The following is a 21,212-nucleotide window of genomic DNA, read 5'->3' as shown; positions in this document are numbered from 1 at the left end:
CGCATCGCGGATCATCGACAGGCGGCGGAACGCGCGTGCCGTCATGGCACCCACGATGAGTGCTGCCACGATGGCCACGCCCACCAGGGCGCCAATCGACGTCATCACGAGCGAGCGCATGCCGGCGGTGGCATCGGCCTTGTCCAGCGCCACCACGAGGCCCCAGTCGGTGCCCGCCACGCCCTGGCGATAAAGCAACTTGGTGGCACCGTCGATGGCCACCTCCACAGGCTTGTCCGCCCGCGCCAGCGTTGCCAGCGTGGCTTCGTTGAGGCTGGCCGACAGGTCGGTCGCGGGCTTGAGCGTGAGCTTGTCGTTCGCATGCGCAACGATCTTGCCCGCGGCGTTGACGAGGAAGCCGAAGCTGGCCGGTGTCGGGTGAATCGCCTTCACGTTGGCGATCACGCTATCCATGGCCACATCGCCGCCGATCACGCCCTTGAGGCTGCCGCCCTGCAGAATGGGCACGGCAAAGGTGACCACCAGTTGCCCGGTGCTCGCGCTCACATACGGTGGCGTCACCACAGGTTTGCCGGCGTCCACGGCCTGCTTGTACCACGGACGCGCGGTCGGGTCGTAAGTGGGCGGAATGCCTTCGGGGTTGGAGAACTTGTAGGTCTTGTCGGGATAGCCGACGTACACGTTGATGAAGCCGCCGGCCTGGTGCACGGCCTTGAATACGGGAATCGGGTCGGCGGAGAGTGCTGTCTCCTGCAACGACGCCATCATCTGTGTCTTGGAAGCGACCCAGTCGTCAATGCCGGCGATGTGGCCGCGCGCAACGGATTGCAGGTTCTGCTGGATGGAAGCGTCGTTGTACGAACGCGTGACGAGATAGTTGAGGCCGCCAGCGAAGGTCAATGCGCCGACCACGATGGCAACGCAGGTCAGCAAAATGCGAGTACGGATGGATGCAAGCACAGTATCGTTTCCTACGAAGTCCACGGCGGCGGTTCCGCCATGTAAGGCATGCGGCACACGGCCCTGTCGGCCTGCCGTCGCACAAGAAACGGCCGCGTTAAGGAAATCTGAAGTCTGATGTGCTTCGCGTTACGAAGATGCCACGTTGCCCTGGCAGGCAACGCTCTACAATCGCCCGTCGGTCAACACGCTGCTGGCCAATCTCGTCACACAAAAGAAAAAGGAATGCGCATGAAAACCAAAGCCGCCATCGCCTGGAAAGCCGGTGCTCCGCTCACCGTGGAAGAAGTCGACCTGCAAGGCCCGCGCGCCGGCGAGGTGCTGGTCGAGATCAAGGCCACCGGCATCTGCCATACCGATTACTACACGCTCTCGGGTGCGGACCCGGAGGGCATCTTCCCGGCCATCCTCGGCCATGAAGGCGCGGGCGTCGTGCTGGAGGTGGGCGCGGGCGTGACCTCGCTCAAGGCTGGCGATCACGTCATCCCGCTCTACACACCGGAATGCCGCCAGTGCAAGTTCTGCCTGTCGCGCAAGACCAACCTGTGCCAGGCGATCCGCGCCACGCAAGGCAAGGGGCTGATGCCGGACGGTACGTCGCGCTTCTCGCTCGACGGCAAGCCGATCTTCCACTACATGGGCACGTCCACGTTTGCCAACCACATCGTGGTGCCGGAGATCGCGCTGGCGAAGATCCGCCCCGATGCGCCGTTCGACAAGGTCTGCTACATCGGCTGCGGCGTCACCACGGGCGTGGGCGCAGTGGTGTACACCGCCAAGGTGGAAGCCGGCGCCAACGTGGTCGTGTTCGGCCTGGGCGGCATCGGCCTGAACGTGATCCAGGGCGCCAAGATGGTCGGCGCCGACAAGATCATCGGCGTGGACCTGAACCCGGCGCGTGAAGCCATGGCGCGCAAATTCGGCATGACGCACTTCGTCAACCCGAAGGACGTCGGCAGCGTGGTCGACCACATCATTCAGCTCACTGATGGCGGTGCGGACTACTCGTTCGAATGCATCGGCAACACGCAGGTCATGCGTCAGGCGCTGGAGTGCTGCCACAAGGGCTGGGGCCAGTCGATCATCATCGGCGTGGCCGAAGCCGGCGCGGAGATCAGCACACGCCCGTTCCAGCTCGTCACTGGCCGTGAGTGGAAGGGCTCGGCCTTCGGCGGCGCACGCGGCCGCACCGATGTGCCGAAGATCGTCGACTGGTACATGGAGGGCAAGCTCAACATCGACGACCTGATTACGCACACTCTGCCGCTGGAGCGCATCAACGAGGGCTTCGACCTGATGAAGCGCGGCGAGTCGATCCGTTCGGTCGTGCTGTATTGAGGAGCACCGAGATGACCGTCCCGGTACCCGCACTTGAGTTGATCTCCGAACACGCCTGCTTTGGTGGCGTGCAGCGTTTCTATCGGCACGCCTCGACGGCGATCGGGCTGCCGATGCGCTTTTCGGTCTACCTGCCGCCGCAGGCACTGGCAGGCGAGAGGTGCTCCGCGCTGTTCTACCTGGCGGGTCTGACCTGCACGGAAGAGACCTTCGCCATCAAAGCCGGCGCGCAGCGCGTGGCGGCGCGCGAAGGTCTCATCCTGATCGCGCCCGATACCAGCCCGCGCGGCGCCAACGTACCCGGCGAAGCGGACAACTGGGATTTCGGCGTCGGTGCCGGTTTCTATCTGGATGCCGCGCAGGCGCCGTGGCGCAGGCACTACCGCATGGAGAGCTACATCGCCGAGGAACTGCACCATATCGTGCGCGTGGCTTTTCCGGTGGCGGCCGGGCGCATCGGCATCTTCGGGCACTCAATGGGTGGCCACGGCGCCCTCACGCTGGCGCTGCGCCACCGCGAGCGCTTCGCCTCGGTCTCGGCATTCGCGCCGATTGCACATCCGTCCGTCTGCCCGTGGGGGATCAAGGCGTTCACCGGGTACCTCGGGGACGACCGCACCGAGTGGGCCGCGCACGACGCCACGCAGCTGATGCGGCAGGCGGAGTGCCCGTTCCCTGGCGGCATCCTGATCGATCAGGGCGAGGCCGACAAATTCCTCGCCGAGCAGCTGTATCCGGAAGATTTTGCCGCCGCCTGCACCGCCGCTGGGCAACCGCTGCAGTTGCGCCGCCACCCGGGCTATGACCACGGCTACTACTTCATCGAAACCTTCATTGAGGACCACCTGCTGCATCACGCGGCACAGCTACGTTAGCGGCTGCCCGACCCTGCATTGCCGCCAGCGGCACCACCCGCCCCGGCGCCCGCAGCCCCGGCGCCCGCGCTGCCGCCGGGTGCGCCCACCGCGCCCCCCATGCCCGGTGCGCCTGAGGTGCCCATGCCGGGCGCTCCGCCTACGCCCGGGCCGCCGGATCCGCCACCCATGGCATTTCCGGCCGGCGATGACGGCATGACAGCGCCGGTGGAATCGTTGGCATTTCCGCCGTACCCGCCGCGCGGCGTCGTACCGGACCGCGGCTGTGTGCTGGCTGCATTGCGGTTGCGGGAGGCATCGCGGCCGCCGTTGGCGCCGGTGCCCGTCGCGGTCGAATCCGTTGCGGTGGAATCAATCGCAGCGGCTGCAGGCATGCCGCCCCCGTCGACCGTGCTGTTCGACCGCGCGCCGGCCGCCTGCGCAAATGCGGCACCCGTGCTACCCGCCAGCGCCAGTGCAACAACCAAGGAAGATGCGCGAAGATACGTCATGGATGGCTCCTCAGACAGTGAAAACGTACCCCCTGGCCACAGCAAGGCCCGTTCCGCCGTCACGCCCCCATCACCGCCGCCGCACAAAGCGTCAAGAAGGGTATATGGCGGGATTTTTGCGTGCGCCGGTCCGTCAAAATGCGGGTATGCGCACTCGTCTATACATTCAAGTGTGTATGTATAATCGCCTGCGCTGTTGCCGGCCTGCCACCGCGTGCCTGACTGGTGCTGCGATGGCGTTGCCGGTCCAACGATGGAGTTGTTCAACGTGAAATTCCCTTTCCCGCTGCCACGGTCATGGCGCGCGGCCCGCGGGCCGACGCCGGATCACGCGGCGGGCGACATTCCCGATACCCCGGCTGCGCCGGTCGCCCAGCCCTTGCCCGGCAACCCCGACGCCTGGATCGCCTGCGAGCACTGCGACACGCTGCACCGGCACGAAGTCATCGCGCTCGATGAAGAGGCGCACTGCACGCGCTGCGGCGTCAAGCTCTATCGCAACCAGAGCGAGCGGCTCTCGGTGCTGCTGCCGCTCGTGGTGACCGGCATCATCGTCTACATCGTCGCCAACATCTTCCCGATTGCCGAGATGAACGGCGGCGGCAACCGCCACGCCACCACGCTGTGGGGTGCCATCGAGGCGCTGTACGGCTACGACATGCTGTTCGCGGCCGCGCTGGTGGGCATCACCACGTTGCTTTGTCCGCTGATGTACATGTCGGTGCTCACGCCGCTGCTGCTCGCGCGGCTGCGGGGGCGGCAGCATCCGGCGGCGGCGCTGGCGCTGCGGGCGGCGGCGATGATCCGTCCGTGGGCCATGATCGAGATCTTCATGCTGGGCACCATCGTGGCGCTCATCAAGGTGGCGCATATGGTGTCGCTGCAGGCCGATGCGGGCCTGTGGGGGTTCGCCGCGCTCACGGTGTTCCTGACGGTCGCGCTGTCGATCGACCTGCGCCCGTTCTGGCGCGAGATCGGGCTGACGCTGCCGCCCGGCACGCAGATCGATGCGCCGACCGGCCTCGATGCAGCCGCCCGCCCCGGCGAGGAGCGCGCATGACCGCTGCCAGCGCTACCCCGTCACAACCCGCCCGCCCGCTGCGCGCGGCCGCACACGGCCTTGCCGCCTGCGAACGCTGCGGCCTGCTCGCGCGCATGCCCGACGCTCCCGCTGCGGCCGAGGCCATCTTGGACCACGACGACGCCCCGGAGGCCGCCGCCGCGCCCGTCTGCCCGCGCTGCATGTCGCCCATGCACGTGCGCAAGCCCGACAGCCTGATGCGCTGCTGGGCACTCCTGATCGCGGCGGCCGCCATGTACCTGCCCGCCAACCTGCTGCCGGTGATGATCACCGACACGCTGCTCGGCACGCAGCAGGACACCATCATGAGCGGCATCGTCTACCTGTGGACGTCGGGCTCGTGGCACCTGGCCATCATCGTGTTCATCGCCAGCTTCTTTGTGCCGCTGGCCAAGCTCGGCATCCTGGCGGTGCTGTGCCTGTCGGTGCAGCAGCGCTGGCACTGGAACCCGAAGTTGCGCACACGCCTGTACGTGATCGTCGAAGCCATCGGCCGCTGGTCGATGCTCGACGTGTTTGTGGTAACGCTGCTCGCGGGCCTGGTACACCTATCGACACTGGCCATCATCAAGCCCGGCCCCGGTGTTGCCCCGTTTGCCGCCGTGGTCGTGTTGACCATGTTCGCCGCCCGCTGTTTTGATCCCCGCCTGATCTGGGACGTCATCGACGAGCCCGATCCCGAAGAGACCGACGCATGACCGACCCCCTCGATAAAAACAACGTCCCGGCGCCGCGTCGCATGAAGCGCAAACGCTGGCTCCCCTCGCTGATCTGGCTGGTGCCGATCGTCGCGCTGGCGGTGGGCGCCACGCTCATGGCGCGCGTGATCCTGGAGCGCGGCGCGCAGGTGAGCGTCACCTTCAATTCGGCCGAGGGCATCGAAGCCGGCAAGACGCGCGTGAAGTACAAGAGCGTCGACATCGGTGTGGTCAAGGCCGTGGGCCTGACCGAAGACCGCTCCGGCGCCGTGGTACTGATCGAACTCACGCACGACGGCAAGGCCTTTGCCGCTTCCGACACGCGCTTCTGGGTGGTGCGCCCGCGCGTGGCAGCAGGCAGCATCTCTGGGCTTGGCACGCTGCTCTCGGGCGCCTACATCGGCGTGGATGGCGGCCGCTCGCACGAGAAGAAATCCACCTTCAAGGGCCTCGATACGCCACCGGCCATCTATGCCGATACGGCGGGCAAGCAGTTTGCGCTGCATGCGCCCGACCTGGGCTCGCTCGATATCGGCGCGCCAGTGTATTTCCGGCGCGTGCGCGTGGGCCAGGTGACGGCCTACGACATTGATGACAACGGCAAGGGCGTCACCGTACATATCTTCGTCAATGCGCCGTTCGATCGGTTCGTTGCGCGCGGCACCCGGTTCTGGAACGCCAGCGGTATCGATCTGAAGCTCGACGCCACCGGACTGAAGGTCGATACGCAATCGCTGCTGACCGTCGCGCTGGGCGGCATCGCCTTCCAGACACCGGAAGAGGCAGACCACACCGTAGCGCCGTCCGATGCCGAGTTCCCGCTGGTGCGCAACGAAGCCATGGCGCTGAAGGATCCCGAGCATCTGTCGCAAACGGTGGTGATGTACTTCCACCGCTCGCTGCGCGGCCTGACGGTCGGTGCGCCAGTGGAGTTCAAGGGTATCAACGTGGGCGAGATCAAGTCGATCGGCATCCACTACAGCAAGAAGCGTCACGAGTTCGTGCTGCCCGTTACCGCCGTGCTGTATCCGACGCGCTTTGGCATGGACATCCGCGACGACAACGCCGAGCACGCCGCCGAGGATGTGCGCACGCAGTTCGACGTGCTGGTCAAGAACGGCATGCGCGCGCAACTGAAGAGCGCGAGCCTGTTGACGGGCCAGCAGTTCGTGAACCTCGACTTCATCGACACGGCCGACCGCGAGAAGACCCCGCCGCGCTTCGGCCTGCGCGATCGCGATGGCGCCTACGTCTTCCCGACCGCCGACAACCCGACCGACGACATCGAAGCGCAACTCGCCGGCATCGCCAAGAAGCTCAACAAGGTGCCGTTCGACCAGATCGGCCAGGACTTGCACCGTGTGCTGGGCACGCTGGACACCACGCTCAGGCAGACCGAGCAACTGGCCAAGACGGTCAATACCGACCTGGCGCCGCAGATGAAGGAAACGCTGGCCGAGGCCCGCCGCACGCTCGACAGCGCGCGCCAGATTTTCTCCGACGATGCGCCGCTGCAGCGCAATGCGCGCGACACGCTGGAGCAGGTGGCCAAGGCCGCGGCCTCGGTGCGCGTGCTGACCGACTATCTGGACCGCCACCCCGAAGCACTGATCCGGGGCAAGGCAAAGGACGCGCAATGATGCCGATGCAATTGACGATGCTGTCTTCTTCTCTTCGACTGGCGGGCGCCTGTGCCGCAGTTGCGATGGTCGCCGCGTGCGCCTCGCCCGAGCCGACGCTGCATACGCTGTCGGTGCGCCCCGAGGCCGCAGACATGGGCCGCTTCCAGCGCGCCTTCCGCCTCTCGGGCGTGCGCGTGCCCGATCGCCTGGACAAGCCGCAGATTGTGCTGCGCACCTCGGACAGCGAAGTGGTGGCACTCGAACAGCAGCGCTGGGCAGCGCCGTTCGGCTCGGAACTGCGCGATGCGCTGTCGGCCGACCTGGCAAGCACGCTCTCAGCAGTGGACGTGGGCGGTGGCGCCGCGCCGGCGGGCGTGCCCCTCTACCGCATCGGCGCCGAGATGCGCAGCTACGATGCGCGGCCCGGCCTGGGCGTGACGGCGCTGGTGACGTGGCGCGTCTCGCGTGACCTGGCCACGCAAGATGCAACGCCTGCGGCGCTCACCTGCCAGACGACGCTGACACAGCCCGCAGGTGCGGACGCAAATGCCGGTGTGAATGCGGTGGTGTCGTCCACGCAGCGGCTCGTGCAACAGTGGTCGCAGCAGATTGCGCAGAGTGTGCAGGGGCTGGAATCGCCGTCTGCCGTGCCGGCGTGGTGCCGGTAGGCGGACCGGTCAGCGCTCTGACAATTGCCGCGTCAGCTGGCCCAGCAGGGCCAGCGCCGCTTCCAGGTCGGCCGACGGCGCCAACCCGAAGCAGATGCGGAAATAGTGATCGAAGCGGTTCAGGTTCGAGAACATCGTCCCCGGCGCAATGCGCACGCCCTGCGCCAGTGCCGCCTCGAACAAATCCGTCGACGACACATTGGGTGGCAGTTCCACCCACATCGCAAACCCGCCCGCCGGCACCAGCAGCCGCGTGCCGGCCGGAAAGCTCCCCGCAATCGACTCCGCCATGCGCTCGCGCTGTTCGCGCAAGGTCTGCCGCAATGCGCGGAGGTGGCGGTCATACGCGCCCGATGCAACAAAGCGCCCCACCACCACCTGCAGCAACGAATCGTTCGGCCGCGACTGCGCGAACTTGAGCATCTGCACGCGCTCATGCCAACGCCCGGCGATCACCCAGCCCAGGCGTACGCCGGGCGCCACCGTCTTTCTCAACGACGCGCAGTAGATCACGTTGCCCGTGCGGTCCCACGCCTTGATGGCCTTGAGCGGCGTGGGGCTGTCGGCCATCGGGCTGTAGGTGTCGTCTTCGATCAGGACGATGCGGTTGGCGTCGCAAAAGGCCGCCATGCGCCGCTTTGCCGCGTCCGGCATGATGCAGCCGAGCGGGTTCTGCAGGTTAGGCACCACGACGACGGCGCGGATGTTGCCGTACGCCTGCACCGCCATTTCCAGTGCTTCGATCGACATGCCGGTGCGCGGGCTGGTGGGGATCTCCACCGCGCGTAGTCCCAGGCTTTCCAGCACTTGCAACAACCCGTAGTAGGTGGGCGATTCCACCGCCACCGTGTCGCCGGGCTGTGTCACGGCGCGTAGCGCCAGATTCAGTGCCTCGATACAGCCGTGCGTGACGATCACCTCGTCGGGTGCGATCTGCACGCCCATGTCGAGCGCGCGGCGCGCCACGGCGGTCTGCAACTCCGGATGCCCGTTGGGCGTGACGGCCTGCGTGAGCAGTAGCGGATACCGGCGCAGCACCTGCGTGGCAATCCGGTTGAGCGCGGCGGACGGATACAGCGTGGCCTCTCCGCTCGCCCCGGACAAATCCACGCGCACGTCGGCCTGCTGCCCGCGCGCCACGATGGCTGACACACGTGCGTGTACACCCACATAGGCGGCCGGATCGGGCGTGGCCACCTCCGGCTCCTTCACCGGTGCGAGCAACGCGCGGCGCGGCTGACGCACGAAATAGCCCGAACGCTCGCGCGCTTCCAGCCAGCCTTCTGATTCCAGATGCCGGCACACTTGCAGCGCCGTGGAGAGGCTCACCGCGTGGGTGCGCATCAACGTACGCACCGAGGGCATGCGTTCACCCGGCGTCAGCACCCCGCTGCGGATCGCGCCCAAGTAATGGTCGGCAAGCGTCCGATACAGCGGCTGCGCGGGCGGTGAAGTCAACTCGGTGACAGACATGGCGGGCGGGCGAGGATGCGGCCAGGGTGAGGCGTCCGACACATCATGCCGACACGGCCACGACCGCAACAGATACAGACAACGGCAAACTGTACCGCAACAGATCGGCACATTGGCCCCGCTGTTGCGCCCCACATCGGGCGGTCTGTGCCTGTTGGCCTTGCGCGCCTGTGCCTACGCTGCCCTCATGCTCAGGAGATCGACATGACCGCAACGACACCCTCCCCCGACCCCGAATGGCTGGCCCTTGGCGCGGGGCGCGTGTGCCTGCACTGGCTCGCGGCCGGTACCACCCTGGTCGCCCTGGAAGGCAGCATGCAACTCGAACCCCCGTCGCGGTGGCTGCCCGACATGCCGCCCACGCTGTGGCAGCCGCTCAGCGCGGGGCACGCACGTGTGCTGGAAACGTCGGGCTGGTGGGGCCTGCATGCGAACGCGCGCAGCGGTGTACATCTGCGCATCGTGGCTCCGCCGCAAGGTGCACGCCGTCCTGCGTGGTCGCTGGTGTGGCGGCGGCTGATGACATGGATTCAGCCGCGCCAGATATCGCGCGGCTGATTGAACGGATTGAACCGTGGATAAACGGCGAGCGCCCTAGCGCCGTTCTTCCGGCTTGCGCCGCGGCGTGCCGGGGCGCAAGCCGTCGTCCGAGCGGATCGATGCGTTCTCAAAGTCGCCTGGGTCTTCTTCTCCCACCCCACTTTCGCTCGGGATGGCCGGCACGACAGGCCGGACGGCCGGATCACCCCGCGGCGCCTTGGGCTTGTCGTGACGGGCGGGCATTCCGGGCGTGCTCATGGCTGCTTGCGGCTGTTCTGGTGCTGGCCGAGGCGCTGCTGGTTCTGCGGCAATTGCCCCTCCTGCGCGGCGGCGCGGCCGTCCTCTGAGGGCACCTGCATTGGGCGCTTGGCCGATTGGTCCGTGCCGTGCTGCATCGAGGTGCGCTCGGCGCGGTCCGATTCCGTCCGCTCCTTCGCAGCGCTACCCGCTTGCTCGTCCGTTTTCGCCTTAGGCGTGCCCTTCTGTTCCTTGCCCTTCTGTTCCTTGCGTTGATCTCTCGATTGGGCACCAGGCTTGTGCTGTGGCTGTGCATGTTGCTTCATCGTCAGACTCCTTGTCTCTGCGACGGACCCCGCGTCCGTCACCCATTGCCACGCAACGAACGTGCCGCCGCACCTGCGCAATGACCACGCCCCACGCAGGTATCCGCCTTGCTGCACCTGCAGTGTCGCGCCTTCCCGCGCGCCAAGCACGCATGGAGATTCCACATGGCAACCAGCAACCTGTATCGCACCGGCGAAGCGCCGGCCCAAACCGGCAAGGGCCACGGCACCGACGCACTCGGCCCATCCGACAGTTCAGACTCGGGCAGCGACGTGGTGGGAGGCCCGGGCTTGGGCAGTGATGTCGAAGACCGCTTTGACGAGGACCCTGCCGTGCACCCGCACGGCAACGCAGCCAACCGCACAGCAGGCGCGGACTTGGGCGACGTCAACCTCGACAGCGACACCGACTCCACCGGCACCGGCGAGCGCCGCGCGGCGGGGCACGAACCCGTCACCCGCGAAGGCGGCGACCTGATGCCCGATGCCATACGCGACGTACATGATCCTGAAGTCGACATACCCATCGACGACGAGAGCTTCGAACACGCCACCGGCTTGGCCGGCGAGAACGACGACGCCGACGCCCCCGATGCCGTTGACCTGGACGACACCCCCATCGAACAACAGCCCGGTACCCGCGACGTGCCCGTGCAATCGCCCACGGGCGGAGGCACCGACTGGTCCGACAACATGCGACGCAACCGCCCCACATACAAGGGCAAGCGCGTGCCGGGTCAACATCGCAGTTGAGGTGATTCAGATGAAGACAGCCGCCCGCTGCAAGCCCGGGCGCACGCAGATAGACTGGCAGCGGACCGGCGTAGGCCTTATGCGTCATACGCGGGCCCGCCGCACCCGCGCCGGGTGAACCTTGGAGCCCCCTCCGATGATCCGTCGACACTTTTCTGCCCGTACCGCTGCGCTTGCCACTGTGGTGATGGCGCTCTTTCCGCTGGCCGCATCCGCGCAAACGGCCCCCGCGCCGACGCGTGTCCGCGCCACCATCGATGCCGTACACAGCACGGCAGTCGATGTGACCGACAACGCCGGCAACAAGGCCACGGTGACATTGCCGGTGGACGTCAACGTGACACAGGTCGCGCCGACCGAACCCTCGGCCATCCGCGCCGGCAGCTACATCGGCACGGCCGCCGTCAAGCAGCCCGACGGCACGCTGCGCGCGCTGGAAGTGCACGTGTTTCCCGAAGCCATGCGCGGCACCGGCGACGGCCACCGCCCCTATGACATGGGCCCGAACAGCAGCATGACCAACGGCACGGTCGAACAGGCCGGCGCCGTCACCGACGCAAAGGCGGGCACGCAGGGCCGCACGCTGTCGGTCAAGTACAAGGATGGGGAGCAGCGCATCGTGGTGCCGCCCAGCGTGCCCATCGTCACCTTCGTGCCGGCCAAGCGCGATGATCTGAAAGCCGGCGCCCACGTCATCCTGTTCGTGCGTCCGGATGCGCAAGGCACGCTGATCGCGCAGCGCGTGCTGGTCGGCAAGGACGGGACGGTCCCGCCGATGTGATGCGAGTCCGGGCCAGCCCTGCGCGCTGGCCCGTCTTGCTTAGAACGGCTTGCTCACAGACAACAGGAAGGTGCGCCGCGGTGCAAACTGCGGTGCGCCCACGCCGATACCCGTGCCGTCGCGCATCTCGTAGCTGCGATCGAAGAGATTCAGCACGGTCAGGCGTGTCTTGAACTTGCCCACCATCGGCAGGTTGAAATCGCGCGCGGCGCCCACGTTCATCTGCCAGTAGGCCGGCAGGTGGTCGGTGTTGGCAAAGCCGTTGCGCAGGCCCGTACCGAACAGCACGTCGCTCGTGAACGTCGTGCCCGCGTAGAGGTACGACACGCCAGCCGATGCGGTCAGGCGCTGGTCATGATCGAGGTTGACCCAGTGGTTGTTGATGTACGCGAGCGCGTCCGCATCAAAGTTGAACTGGCCGGTCTCGATCCCCTTGCCCTGCGCACGTGACACCGCCACGTTCACATACGCGCCCAGGTTGCCGTTGCGATAGTTGGCGCTGCCTTCCAGGCCGTAGATGCGGCCGCGCTGGAAGTTGAACGCCGAGTACAGCAGCGCATTGCCGAACTGCCCTTCATCCTGCAGGTGGCGCACGTCGCGGTAGTACGCATCGAGGCCCAGCGTCAGATGCGGCGTGAGCTGGTGCGAGACGCCCAGGTCAAAGTAGTTCGAGCGCTCCGACTTGACGGCCGTATTGGCATCCGACGGCAGCGCATTGGTCGTGCCGGCAAAGGCCTGCACCGAGGTGGTATCGAACTTCTCGGTGGGCGGCGGCGTGAAGTAGCGCGCGTAGCCCGCATGCACGCGGGTGCGTGGCGTCAGGTCATACGTCAGGCCCAGGCGCGGGCTCAGTTGCTGCTCGCTGACGATGGTGTTGACGTGGTCGTAGCGCGCGCCGTAGTTGACGGTGAGCCTGTCAGTCGGCTTCCACTCGTCCTGCAGATACACGCCCATGGTCGTGCCGCTGCCGCTGTGGTTGTCCACGATGGTGAACGGAGTGGTGCTGGTTTGCGCGCCCGTAGCGTCCGCAGCGAATACGCTTGAGGTGTTGTCCGCCACGTAGCGCTCGCGCTGCGCGAACACGCCAAAGCGCAGCGTGTGCTTGTCGCCCAGCTTGTAGCTTGCGTCGCCCTGCACGCCATAGGCCTCGTTGCGGCGCGTGATGTCGGCGGCCACGCCGTTGTAGACCAGGTCGCCAATCGGATCCGGCATGTAGTCGATGCGGCTGGAGCGGCGGAACAGCGATACCTGATAGTCCAGCGTGGGCGACACCTTCTGCTGATACGTCAGGATCTGGAAGTCGGTCTTCTCGCGCTGGTTGGCGTTGAGCGCTTCCGATGCTGGCGGGAATGTTGGACCCTGTGCGCCGCCCAGCGTGAACTTCGGCTCGAGCCCCGGGCGCGTCGGAATCTGGAAGCGGCCGTTGGACGTGCCGAACATGAAGCTCACGCGGCTGTCGTTGTCGAGCAGGTACGAGAGCATGCCGAACGACTTGTTCTGCGTGGTGTGGTCGTGCGTGGCGTTGCGGTTGCTCGTGGGGTTTTCGATGCCGAGGTTGTTCTCCATGAACACGCCCGACAGGTAATAGCTGAAGCGGTCTTTCGTGCCCTGGATCTGCGCGTTGACCTCGTGCGTGGCGTTGCTGCCGAGCACGGTGCCGATCTCGCCGCCGAAGGCCTTGGGTTCGCCGTCCTCATCGGTGGACGCGCCCTTGGTGGTGATGTCGACAATGCCGGCGGTGCGATAGCCATACTGCGCCGGCAGCGCGCCGGTCAGCACGTTGATCTGGTTGGCGAAGCGCGTGTCGAGCATCTGCCCGAAGCCGCTGATCGGCTCGGGGATGACCACGCCGTTGATGCGGTACTGCAGGTTGGAGTGGTCGCCGCGTACGTGCAGTTGGCCGTAGGAATCCTGCACCACGCCCGGCGCCTGCAGCAGCACCTGGTTCAGCGGGGTCGCATCGCCCATTGGCAGGCGCGCGATGTCGTCGGTGTCGAACTTGTAGACGGAGCTGCCGGTGTCGGGCGACAACCCGTTGCGCGCGGCATCCAGGCGCTTGGCGGTCACGCGGGTTTCGCTAAGGTCGCGCGCGGTGGCGGGCGCGGGTGTCGCCGCTTCCTGCGCGAACGCGGACACGGCGGCGACGGATGGCAAGACGGCGGCAAGCGCCATCACCAGCTTGCGGGGCTGGAACGGAATCATGAAAGACCTTTGAATCGAGCGGATGCTTCAGACAGAAGCTCGCGCACGCATCAACGCGGCGCACGAGCGGATGGGCACGGCAGGAATCAAAGGCTGAAGGGCGGGTCGCGCGAACACACGGCCACCGGAAAGACCGGCGCACCCGCGTGCAGATCGACATGCGGAAAGTGCCAGCGACGCGTGCTGCGCAGCCGCAGCACCACCAGCATCGGCAGGGCGGCGGCCAACGCAGCAAAGGCCGCGCACTGCATGCACGCGGCATGCTCCTGCGCGGGCTGGCTGCGTTCCGCGCCAGCTGGCTTGGCACCGGAGGTTGCGCGGAACTCGACCGCAGTCCCTTCACCCAACTCGTTCCAATGCGACAGCGCGTGGTGCATCGCACCCTGCTGTCCAAACAGCAGGAACACGGTCAGCAGGCACGCCAGCCAACGCAGGTGGAGGAAGGAGGAGCGGAAGGAACGCACAGTCAGGGACGCAGATGCCGGCGCGTGAAGTGACCCATCACTCAGCACGCCAATGCAACTAAGTTGCGAATTCTGACACCGGCCGCCTGATTCAGCAATCCATCAGGCGGAGGGGCGGCAGCAGAAAAAGCGCCAGCCCCGCGACCCTATCGCGCCCGCATTACAAGCGCGTGTGCGCAAAACCCGGCATGAGGCCCGTCGACACGCCCAGGCCCGACACCGGCACGCGCTTCCAGTTCGGGCGGGCTTTGCGCGCTGCCTCAGCCCGTTGCGCGGGTGCGCCCACCTCGGTGGCATCGTGCAGGCCGGCCAGCCAGGCGCCGTAGTCGAACCAGCCATCACGCACGAGCTGTTCGCCCACGCAGTTGGCAAAGCGGTCCGACTTGGGCAGGAAGCACAGCTCGAAGCCTTCGGCCTCGCGGCGGCCGTGCATCCAGCGATGCGGCACCTGGTGGCCCGCCAGCGCTTCCGACAGGCGCGTGCCATAGCGTTGCTGGGCCTGGCGGCGTGCGCCGATCACGTAAAAGCGATCGAGCAGCCGGCGCAGCCCCAGTGCGGAGCGTGCATGGCGCACCTCGGCGTCAACCAGCAACACACGGTTTTGCGTGCGAGCCTGCAACGCCAGCGCGGCGAAATGATGCGCGCCCCACTCGTTCATGTAGAACAGCTCGCCGCCGGCAAAGTCGTAGGCGCGAAACACGTTGGCCTGGTCTGCGTGGCGGAATACGTGGCGCTGGTTGGCGGCGAAGTCGGCATCCGTGCTGTGCGGAATGCGGCGGCAATGCTGATGCGCAAACACCAGCATGCTCGGAAACGAATGCACCGAGCACGGCGACTGCGCCAGCCCCGTCACCGCGCGGATATCGATCTTGCACTGCTCGCGACGCACACCCACGAGTTGGCTCAGATGGTGATGCAGCTCGTCCACCCAATCGGCATGCGCCAGATGCTTGGGAAACAGCTGATGCGCGGGCTCGGCTAAGCCAGCTTCGAACAGGAACGGCACGCTCTTGTGCCAGATATCGAGTTTCCAGTGCGACAGCGCATCGCTTTCCGTGCGATGGTGCGCAACCGATTGCGTGACATTGAAAGCGCGCGACTGCATCACCCAGTCCGACGCCTTATGCAGCCAATTGGAAACGTTCATGTCACCCCCCGGAAGACTGAATCGTTTGATTGCGGACTGCCGACATCGCTCTGAATGCGTGGCGATTGTTCGGCAATGTAAAAACCAACGACGCAACCGTACCCCACTTTAGAGGGGTATGCCATGAAGTTTGTTGAAGTCCGTGTTAAGAAAAATACACATGCCACATAGGGGCTTGCCAGGCGCGCAGCATGCTGCAAGAGGGGCATCTGCCAACCAGGAGACCGCGATGTCCACCAAGCCCAGCCGTTCCGAAACCGATACGACGCAGCCGCCGCGGCCCGGCGGGCCTGAAGCCCCGCGGGAGCCGCACGAACACAAGCCGGGCAACCCGCTCGTACCGCGTGACACCCGCCCCGGCAAACCCGAGCAGAACGAACCGCCCGTAGAAGACGTCTGAACCCGCCGCTCAGACCAAGCACATGTCGGAGACTTCCTCGTCCGACAGGCCCCAGGTGGTGGCGTCTTCCACGGTCACGATGGCATCGTCGGACTTGCTCAGGCTGATGCGCTCGGGGCGCACGCGCGTCTTGGTGTTGCCCGAGTAGAAGATCACCACGTCGGGCTTGAGCGCCGAGGCCTCGTTCTGGTTGACGACCACGCCCAGCCGGTTGGTGCGCAGCTTGACCAGCGTGCCGACCGGATAGATGCCCACGCTGCGCGTGAAGGCCTGGAACACGGTGCGATCGAACTGCGTGTCGGTGCGCGCCATCATGTATTTCAGCGCCTGCGCCGGCGACCACGCATGGTGGTACGGGCTGCTCGACGTGAGCGTGTCGTACACGTCGCAGATGGCGCCCATCTTGGCCCACAGGCTGATGGCGTCGGCCTTCTGCGCATCGGGGTAGCCGCTGCCGTCGATCCGTTCGTGGTGGTGCAGGCAGATCTCGCGCGCGATCTCGCTGAACTGCCCGGAGCCCTGCAGCACGTGGTGCCCACCCACCGCGTGGGTCTGCAGCAGTGCCAGTTCGTCCTTGGTGAGCGCCGTGCTCTTGTCGAGCAGCGTGCGCGGCATGGCCGATTTGCCGATGTCGTGCACCAGCCCGCCCAGCCCGCATTCGCGGATCTGCTCTTCGGGCAAGCCCAGCGTCTTGGCCAGGGCCACCATCAGCGCGCAAACGGCAAACGAATGCAGGTAGGTGTAGTCGTCCTTGTTCTTCAGGCGCGCCAGTGCAATCAGCGCGTAGGAGTTGCGCGCCAGCGAATTCGATACGTCGTCCACCAGCAGAAGCGCCTTGTCGGTCTGCATCGCCCGACCCATGCGTGCCTCCGCGAACATGTGGCCCAGCGTGGCCTTGCCGTTCTGCATCAGCTGCTGGGCATGCTTCCACTCTTCCTTGAGCGACGTGGGCTTGATCGGCGGGCGCGCCGCCACGGATTCACGCGTGAGCGGCTCGGGCTCGGACGCCTTCACCGGGGTCGGGGTGGGCATCAGCGTTTCGGGCATGACGTCTTCGCCGCGCTCAGGGTCGATCCAGACCTCGTTGATCCCCGCCTTGCGGATGTCGTCGATCTGCCCCTGGTGCGACAACTGGAATTGCGCTCGCCAGAACGGATGCTTGAGCCAGGACCCGCCCAGCTTCATCACAAACATGCCGACACGCAATTGGCTCGCATCGATTTGCTTCATACCCTGCCTGCCCTCGGCTCGAAGTCCGGTTTTTTGATTGAAATAGGAAGCGGCGTGCCAAACGACACTGGCGCCGTCCTCGCCTTCGCGTGGGTGCTCTGGGCCACTAGCGAGTCGAGCCGCGCTTGGCTTATCGGCAAGCCCGGCCAAAACTTGAGGCCGAATGTGGTCCGCGCGGCGCGTGAGCGGCACAGCAGGCGCGGCGCAGGGCACATGGGTCAACACGGGCACGCCCGCGGCCGGTCAAGCAGGTGACGCATCAAAACCCGCCTCCGCCGGGCTGGCAGCCGGCCTCGGCCGGGGTACACTAAGCCTTAAGGATGCCGATCCGACATGACCCAAGATCCTATTTCCCAACGCAAGCAACAGAGCCCCGATGACTTCGCGCTCAACCGCGACGCCATCCGCTGGCTCGCGACCCTGCCCGACGAGGTGCGGCCGATCGAGCTCGGCCAACAGTTTCCCCGCGTCATCAACACGATCGCCGCCAAGTGGACCGACTTCGTCGGATGCCGGCGCTATCTGAACAGCCTGCAGATCGATGAGCGCGGCGGCCGCCAGGGCTTTCCGTTCCAGATCGTCCAGGAGATCTGCGCGCTTCGCGAGTACTTCGATTCGCTGTATCCGCCCGACAAGGATCTCTGGCAGCAGGCCATCGACGCCAAGAAACGCTGAGGCCGCTGACGCCCCTCTGTGGCGCTGAAGCGCCCGGCACCAAGACGAAGCGGCCCGCGTTGGGGCCGCTTCTCATTTGCGCGAGCGTTTGCGGAGGTCGGTTCAGGCGGCGCCCGCCCCCGCTGCCAGCTTGTTGAGCAGGGTCAGCAGGGTCTGCCGCTCGTCGGGCGAGAGATGCGCCGTCACGCGGGCATCGTGCGCGGTGACGGCCCGGGTGATGTCCTCCAGCGTTGTCGCGCCCTTGGCGGTCAGCACCAGGCGGAAGGCGCGCCGGTCTTTCGGCGAGGGCTGCCGCTCGACCATGCCCATGTCCTCCAGCGTATCGACCAGCAACACCGCGCCCGATCGCGCCACGCCCAGGATATTGGCCAGCTCCGTGAGCTTGAGGTCGGGGTTGTGCGCGATCACGGTCATGGCCGAGAAGCGCGGCGGCGTGATGTTCCAGGCCTGCAGCGAGCGCACGAAATCTTCGTAGATGTACAGCTGCGCGCGCCGCACGGCATAGCCGACCAGCCCGTCGAGGGCGCCGTACTCCACGTCCGCCACGTGCGGATCGAAATGGCCCGAGGGGGCCACGGCGGGATACAGGTCGTCGGCTTTGGGGCTGCGCGGCATGGTGGCATCGATGGTGGAATCCCCTCGATTATCGTCGGCGATGCGCCTGTCGGCCATGCACGCGCGTGCGCTTCAATCCAGCAGCTTCCATTTGCCGTGGTCGATGGTCAACAGCACGCGGCCGCGCGCGTCAAAGCCGAAATGGACGGTGGCGGTGTAGTTGAGCACGCCGTGCGAGACGACGATGTCGCGCTCCGATTCCAGCGCGGTCTTCAGCGCCTGGCGGAACTCAGGCGTGCCGGGCTTCACCTTCTTGAGCGCCACCGGCACGATGCGCTGAAGCACCTGCAGCGCATCCCACGTGTGGGCGCCGAACTGCGTGCGCGTGTCGGGGCCGTTGGCCTTTTCGTAGCGCGTGACGTATTCCAGCGCGGTCTTCTTGCTCGGATGGCTGTCGGGCAGTTGCTCGGCCACGATGACCGGCCCGGCGGGCAGGATCGCGCCATCGACAGTCTTGCCGCCAATGCGGATCAGGTCCTTCGTGGCAGCGCCGTGCGTCTGGTAGATCGGCCCCGCATAGCCGCGATCGCGCAACGCCGTGTGCGGCAGCGCGGCGCCGGTGCCCGCCCCGGCCACCAGGATCGCATCGGGCTTGATGCTGGTGAGCTTGGCGACCTGCCCCGTCACGCTGGTATCGGCGCGGGCATAGCGCTCCACGTCGACGATCTTGATGCCGCGCGGCGTGGCCGCTGCGGTGAAGTCCTTCAGCCAGCTCTCGCCATACGCGTCGGAAAAGCCGATGAAGCCGACGTTCTTGACGCCCGACGCCGCCATGCGCGCGGCAATCGCCTCGGCCATCAGCGAGATCGGCTGCGCCAGGCGGTACGTCCAGTCGCCCTTGCCCGGCTTCAGCTCGACGGGCGCCAGCGACAGTTGCGGTGTGTGCGATTCCGTCGCGACTTCGGCAATCGCGATCGACGGCGCCACGGCGGACGAGCCGACGATGATGTCGACGTGGTCCTCCGTCACCAGCTTGCGCGCCAGGCGCGTGCCGGTGCTCGGGTCGGACGCATCGTCCACCACCACGAGGCGCAGCTTCTCGCCGCCGATGGTGTCCGGATAGAACGCCAGCGAGTTCTTCTGCGTGATGCCGAGCGACGCCGATGGTCCTGTGGTCGACAGGCTGACACCAACGACGACTTCGGCATGGGCACCGACAGTGGCGGTAGCAAGCAGCAGCGCGGCAGCGGCGCAGACGGTGCGGCGGATGGTCATGGGGCTCCTCTCCTCGTTTCTCTTGTCGTTTGTCTGTACTTCGGAATGGCTCACGCCGGCACGCGCATCTGCCCCGGCATGGGCGGCTGATCGCGCAGCGACTGCGGATCGAAACCGGCCAACTTCTTATAGCGCATCGCAATGCCTTCCAGCTCGGCGCGCGGGATCACGTCGTCGATGCTGGCAAAGCCTTGCGGCGCGCGTTCATGCGCGAGCTGCATGACCTGCTCCGGCCCGTTCAGGCGATTGCGCAGCACGATGCCGGCGGTGCGCGGCAGGCGAGCGGCTTCGTATTCGCGCAGCGCGATGCCGATGTCGCGCGTGGTGAGCAGGCAGTCGATGAGCGCACGCGCATCGAGAATCGCCTGCGCGCTGCCGTTCGAGCCGATCGGGTACATCGGATGCCCGGCATCGCCCAGCAGCGTGACACGGCCGAAGGTCCAGCGCGGCAGCGGGTCCTTGTCGACCAGCGGGAACTCATATACCGCCTGGGCGCCATCAATCAGCGCGGGGATATCGATCCAGTCCCATTTCCAGTCGGCGAAGGCGCTGCGGAAGATGGCGCGGTCGACCTCGCGGTTCCAGTCGCTGCGCGGCGGTGCCTCGTCGGGCACGCGCAGCTCGGCAATCCAGTTGATGCGAGAGCGGCCCTGCTGGCGCAGCGGCTCGGAGATCGGATACGCCACAAACTTCTGATCCTGATGGCCGGCCATGAACATCGTGCGGCCATCGAGATACGGTTCGGCCTCGGTGACGGCGCGCCACAGCATGCGGCCGGCAAAGCGCGGCACATCGCCCGCCGGATAGAAGTGCCGGCGCACGGCGGAGTGGATGCCGTCCGCGCCGATCAGCACATCGGCTGACGATTCGACGAGGGTGTCATTCGAACGGTCTCGCAACGTGAAACGCACGGGGGCGCCCTGCTCTCCCGTCGATTGGACGGCCTCAAAACTGTGGCCCAGGCGGATGCAATCGGCACCGAGCCGCTCGGCCACGGCGTCGGCCAGCGCCATCTGGAATTCGCCGCGGTGGATAGAGAACTGCGGCCAGTCATAACCCGCCGCCAAACCGCGCGGCTCATGCCAGATCGGCTGGCCAAAGCGGTTGTAGTAGGCCAGTGCCGAAGTGCGGATCGCCAGCGCGCCGAGCGTGTCTTCCAGCCCGAGCTCGCACAACTGCCGGGCCGCGTGGGGCAGCAGGTTGATACCCACGCCCAGCGGCCGCAATGTCTGCACCGCCTCCCACACCTCGACCTCGAAGCCCTGGCGCTGCGCCATCAGCGCGAGCGTGAGCCCGCCGATACCCGCCCCGATGATGGCGATCTTCATGGCTGTCTCCGTGAAATTTGTTGCAGTCTATAACAACTTTCCGGGCCGTCCAGCCTGATCCATCTCAGGGCAAATCCCTAGACGATTGCCCCCGCATGGGAGGTTTTGTTCTCTTGACGCCCTGTGAGATAT

General features: G+C 66.3%; 23 protein-coding genes. 11 read left to right on the top strand and 12 right to left on the bottom strand.

The features are described from left to right. On the bottom strand, positions 1-921 hold a 921-nt coding region (locus NG900_RS25495), incomplete at its 3' end, for a cache domain-containing protein (protein WP_252685006.1). 231 nt (positions 922-1,152) lie between these two features. Here NG900_RS25495 and NG900_RS25490 point away from each other — a divergent pair. Together NG900_RS25490 and fghA are read left to right on the top strand one after the other, a co-directional pair. After that, positions 1,153-2,259 (top strand): S-(hydroxymethyl)glutathione dehydrogenase/class III alcohol dehydrogenase, encoded by a 1,107-nt coding sequence (locus NG900_RS25490; protein ID WP_252685004.1) that lies wholly within the window; start codon positions 1,153-1,155, stop codon positions 2,257-2,259. An 11-nt stretch (positions 2,260-2,270) separates the two neighbouring features. Further along, on the top strand, positions 2,271-3,134 hold the full coding sequence (gene fghA / locus NG900_RS25485) for an S-formylglutathione hydrolase (RefSeq protein ID WP_252685002.1): 864 nt from the start codon (positions 2,271-2,273) through the stop codon (positions 3,132-3,134). Here fghA and NG900_RS25480 read toward each other — a convergent pair. Then, positions 3,131-3,625, bottom strand: coding sequence for a hypothetical protein (locus NG900_RS25480; protein WP_252685012.1), 495 nt, complete (start codon positions 3,623-3,625; stop codon positions 3,131-3,133). The two genes, fghA and NG900_RS25480, sit on opposite strands and share 4 nt — an antisense overlap. Before the next feature lie 253 nt (positions 3,626-3,878). Here NG900_RS25480 and NG900_RS25475 point away from each other — a divergent pair, with 253 nt between their 5' ends. Genes NG900_RS25475 through NG900_RS25460 form a run of 4 tightly spaced genes read left to right on the top strand, consistent with a single transcriptional unit; the run spans position 3,879 to position 7,694 of the window. Then, the gene (locus NG900_RS25475) at positions 3,879-4,685 is read left to right on the top strand and encodes a paraquat-inducible protein A (RefSeq protein WP_252685000.1); all 807 of its coding nucleotides are present in this window, start codon (positions 3,879-3,881) and stop codon (positions 4,683-4,685) included. Then, positions 4,682-5,404 carry a paraquat-inducible protein A gene (locus NG900_RS25470; RefSeq protein ID WP_252684998.1) on the top strand — a complete coding sequence of 241 codons (723 nt, stop codon included), beginning with the start codon at positions 4,682-4,684 and terminating at the stop codon, positions 5,402-5,404. Before NG900_RS25475 ends, NG900_RS25470 begins: the two co-directional genes overlap by 4 nt. Then, complete coding sequence (locus NG900_RS25465) at positions 5,401-7,044, top strand: PqiB family protein (protein ID WP_252684996.1); 1,644 nt, start codon at positions 5,401-5,403, stop codon at positions 7,042-7,044. Before NG900_RS25470 ends, NG900_RS25465 begins: the two co-directional genes overlap by 4 nt. Next, a complete protein-coding gene (locus NG900_RS25460) occupies positions 7,041-7,694 on the top strand; it encodes a PqiC family protein (protein ID WP_252684995.1) in 654 nt (217 codons plus the stop codon). Before NG900_RS25465 ends, NG900_RS25460 begins: the two co-directional genes overlap by 4 nt. Before the next feature lie 9 nt (positions 7,695-7,703). Here NG900_RS25460 and NG900_RS25455 read toward each other — a convergent pair whose 3' ends face one another. After that, positions 7,704-9,167, bottom strand: a complete 1,464-nt coding sequence (locus tag NG900_RS25455) for an aminotransferase-like domain-containing protein (protein ID WP_252684994.1) — start codon at positions 9,165-9,167, stop codon at positions 7,704-7,706. A 204-nt stretch (positions 9,168-9,371) separates the two neighbouring features. On the opposite strand from NG900_RS25455, the gene NG900_RS25450 reads away from it, so the two are divergent. After that, a complete protein-coding gene (locus NG900_RS25450; RefSeq protein ID WP_252684993.1) occupies positions 9,372-9,725 on the top strand; it encodes a hypothetical protein in 354 nt (117 codons plus the stop codon). Positions 9,726-9,761: 36 nt separating this feature from the next. Here the strand turns inward: NG900_RS25450 and NG900_RS25445 are convergent, their stop codons facing one another. Then, positions 9,762-9,965, bottom strand: a complete 204-nt coding sequence (locus NG900_RS25445; RefSeq protein WP_252684991.1) for a hypothetical protein — start codon at positions 9,963-9,965, stop codon at positions 9,762-9,764. Beyond that, the gene (locus tag NG900_RS25440; RefSeq protein WP_252684989.1) at positions 9,962-10,270 is read right to left on the bottom strand and encodes a hypothetical protein; all 309 of its coding nucleotides are present in this window, start codon (positions 10,268-10,270) and stop codon (positions 9,962-9,964) included. Before NG900_RS25440 ends, NG900_RS25445 begins: the two co-directional genes overlap by 4 nt. Before the next feature lie 165 nt (positions 10,271-10,435). On the opposite strand from NG900_RS25440, the gene NG900_RS25435 reads away from it, so the two are divergent. Then, positions 10,436-11,023 (top strand): hypothetical protein, encoded by a 588-nt coding sequence (locus NG900_RS25435; protein ID WP_252684987.1) that lies wholly within the window; start codon positions 10,436-10,438, stop codon positions 11,021-11,023. 136 nt (positions 11,024-11,159) lie between these two features. After that, positions 11,160-11,804, top strand: coding sequence for a hypothetical protein (locus NG900_RS25430; RefSeq protein ID WP_252684985.1), 645 nt, complete (start codon positions 11,160-11,162; stop codon positions 11,802-11,804). A gap of 39 nt (positions 11,805-11,843) precedes the next feature. Here NG900_RS25430 and NG900_RS25425 read toward each other — a convergent pair whose 3' ends face one another. The 3 genes from NG900_RS25425 to NG900_RS25415 all read right to left on the bottom strand — a co-directional run bounded on the left by NG900_RS25425 (position 11,844) and on the right by NG900_RS25415 (position 15,617). Then, positions 11,844-14,006 carry a TonB-dependent receptor gene (locus NG900_RS25425; protein WP_252684983.1) on the bottom strand — a complete coding sequence of 721 codons (2,163 nt, stop codon included), beginning with the start codon at positions 14,004-14,006 and terminating at the stop codon, positions 11,844-11,846. A gap of 86 nt (positions 14,007-14,092) precedes the next feature. Continuing rightward, positions 14,093-14,470 carry a hypothetical protein gene (locus NG900_RS25420; RefSeq protein WP_252684981.1) on the bottom strand — a complete coding sequence of 126 codons (378 nt, stop codon included), beginning with the start codon at positions 14,468-14,470 and terminating at the stop codon, positions 14,093-14,095. Between the two features lie 160 nt (positions 14,471-14,630). After that, a complete protein-coding gene (locus NG900_RS25415; RefSeq protein ID WP_252684979.1) occupies positions 14,631-15,617 on the bottom strand; it encodes a DUF6685 family protein in 987 nt (328 codons plus the stop codon). Positions 15,618-15,846: 229 nt separating this feature from the next. On the opposite strand from NG900_RS25415, the gene NG900_RS25410 reads away from it, so the two are divergent. Beyond that, positions 15,847-16,017: a hypothetical protein gene (locus tag NG900_RS25410; protein WP_252684978.1), complete on the top strand. Its 171-nt coding sequence runs from the start codon at positions 15,847-15,849 to the stop codon at positions 16,015-16,017. A 9-nt stretch (positions 16,018-16,026) separates the two neighbouring features. Here the strand turns inward: NG900_RS25410 and NG900_RS25405 are convergent, their stop codons facing one another. Further along, positions 16,027-17,247, bottom strand: coding sequence for a cyclic di-GMP phosphodiesterase (locus NG900_RS25405; protein ID WP_252684976.1), 1,221 nt, complete (start codon positions 17,245-17,247; stop codon positions 16,027-16,029). A 333-nt stretch (positions 17,248-17,580) separates the two neighbouring features. Between NG900_RS25405 and NG900_RS25400 the strand changes: the two genes are divergently transcribed. Further along, positions 17,581-17,922 carry a hypothetical protein gene (locus NG900_RS25400; protein WP_252684974.1) on the top strand — a complete coding sequence of 114 codons (342 nt, stop codon included), beginning with the start codon at positions 17,581-17,583 and terminating at the stop codon, positions 17,920-17,922. Positions 17,923-18,024: 102 nt separating this feature from the next. On the opposite strand, the gene NG900_RS25395 is transcribed toward NG900_RS25400, so the two are convergent. The 3 genes from NG900_RS25395 to NG900_RS25385 form a co-directional block, all read right to left on the bottom strand. Beyond that, positions 18,025-18,537 (bottom strand): MarR family winged helix-turn-helix transcriptional regulator, encoded by a 513-nt coding sequence (locus NG900_RS25395; RefSeq protein ID WP_252685010.1) that lies wholly within the window; start codon positions 18,535-18,537, stop codon positions 18,025-18,027. A 72-nt stretch (positions 18,538-18,609) separates the two neighbouring features. Beyond that, positions 18,610-19,752 carry an ABC transporter substrate-binding protein gene (locus NG900_RS25390; protein ID WP_252684972.1) on the bottom strand — a complete coding sequence of 381 codons (1,143 nt, stop codon included), beginning with the start codon at positions 19,750-19,752 and terminating at the stop codon, positions 18,610-18,612. Positions 19,753-19,802: 50 nt separating this feature from the next. Beyond that, complete coding sequence (locus tag NG900_RS25385) at positions 19,803-21,080, bottom strand: flavin-dependent oxidoreductase (RefSeq protein WP_252684970.1); 1,278 nt, start codon at positions 21,078-21,080, stop codon at positions 19,803-19,805. Between the last annotated feature and the right edge of the window lie 132 nt (positions 21,081-21,212).

The organism is Ralstonia soli, from assembly GCF_023955655.1.
Classification (GTDB): domain Bacteria; phylum Pseudomonadota; class Gammaproteobacteria; order Burkholderiales; family Burkholderiaceae; genus Ralstonia; species Ralstonia soli.
The sequence above is the reverse complement of the archived record's forward strand: the minus strand, read 5'-3'. Positions and strand labels throughout refer to the sequence as shown.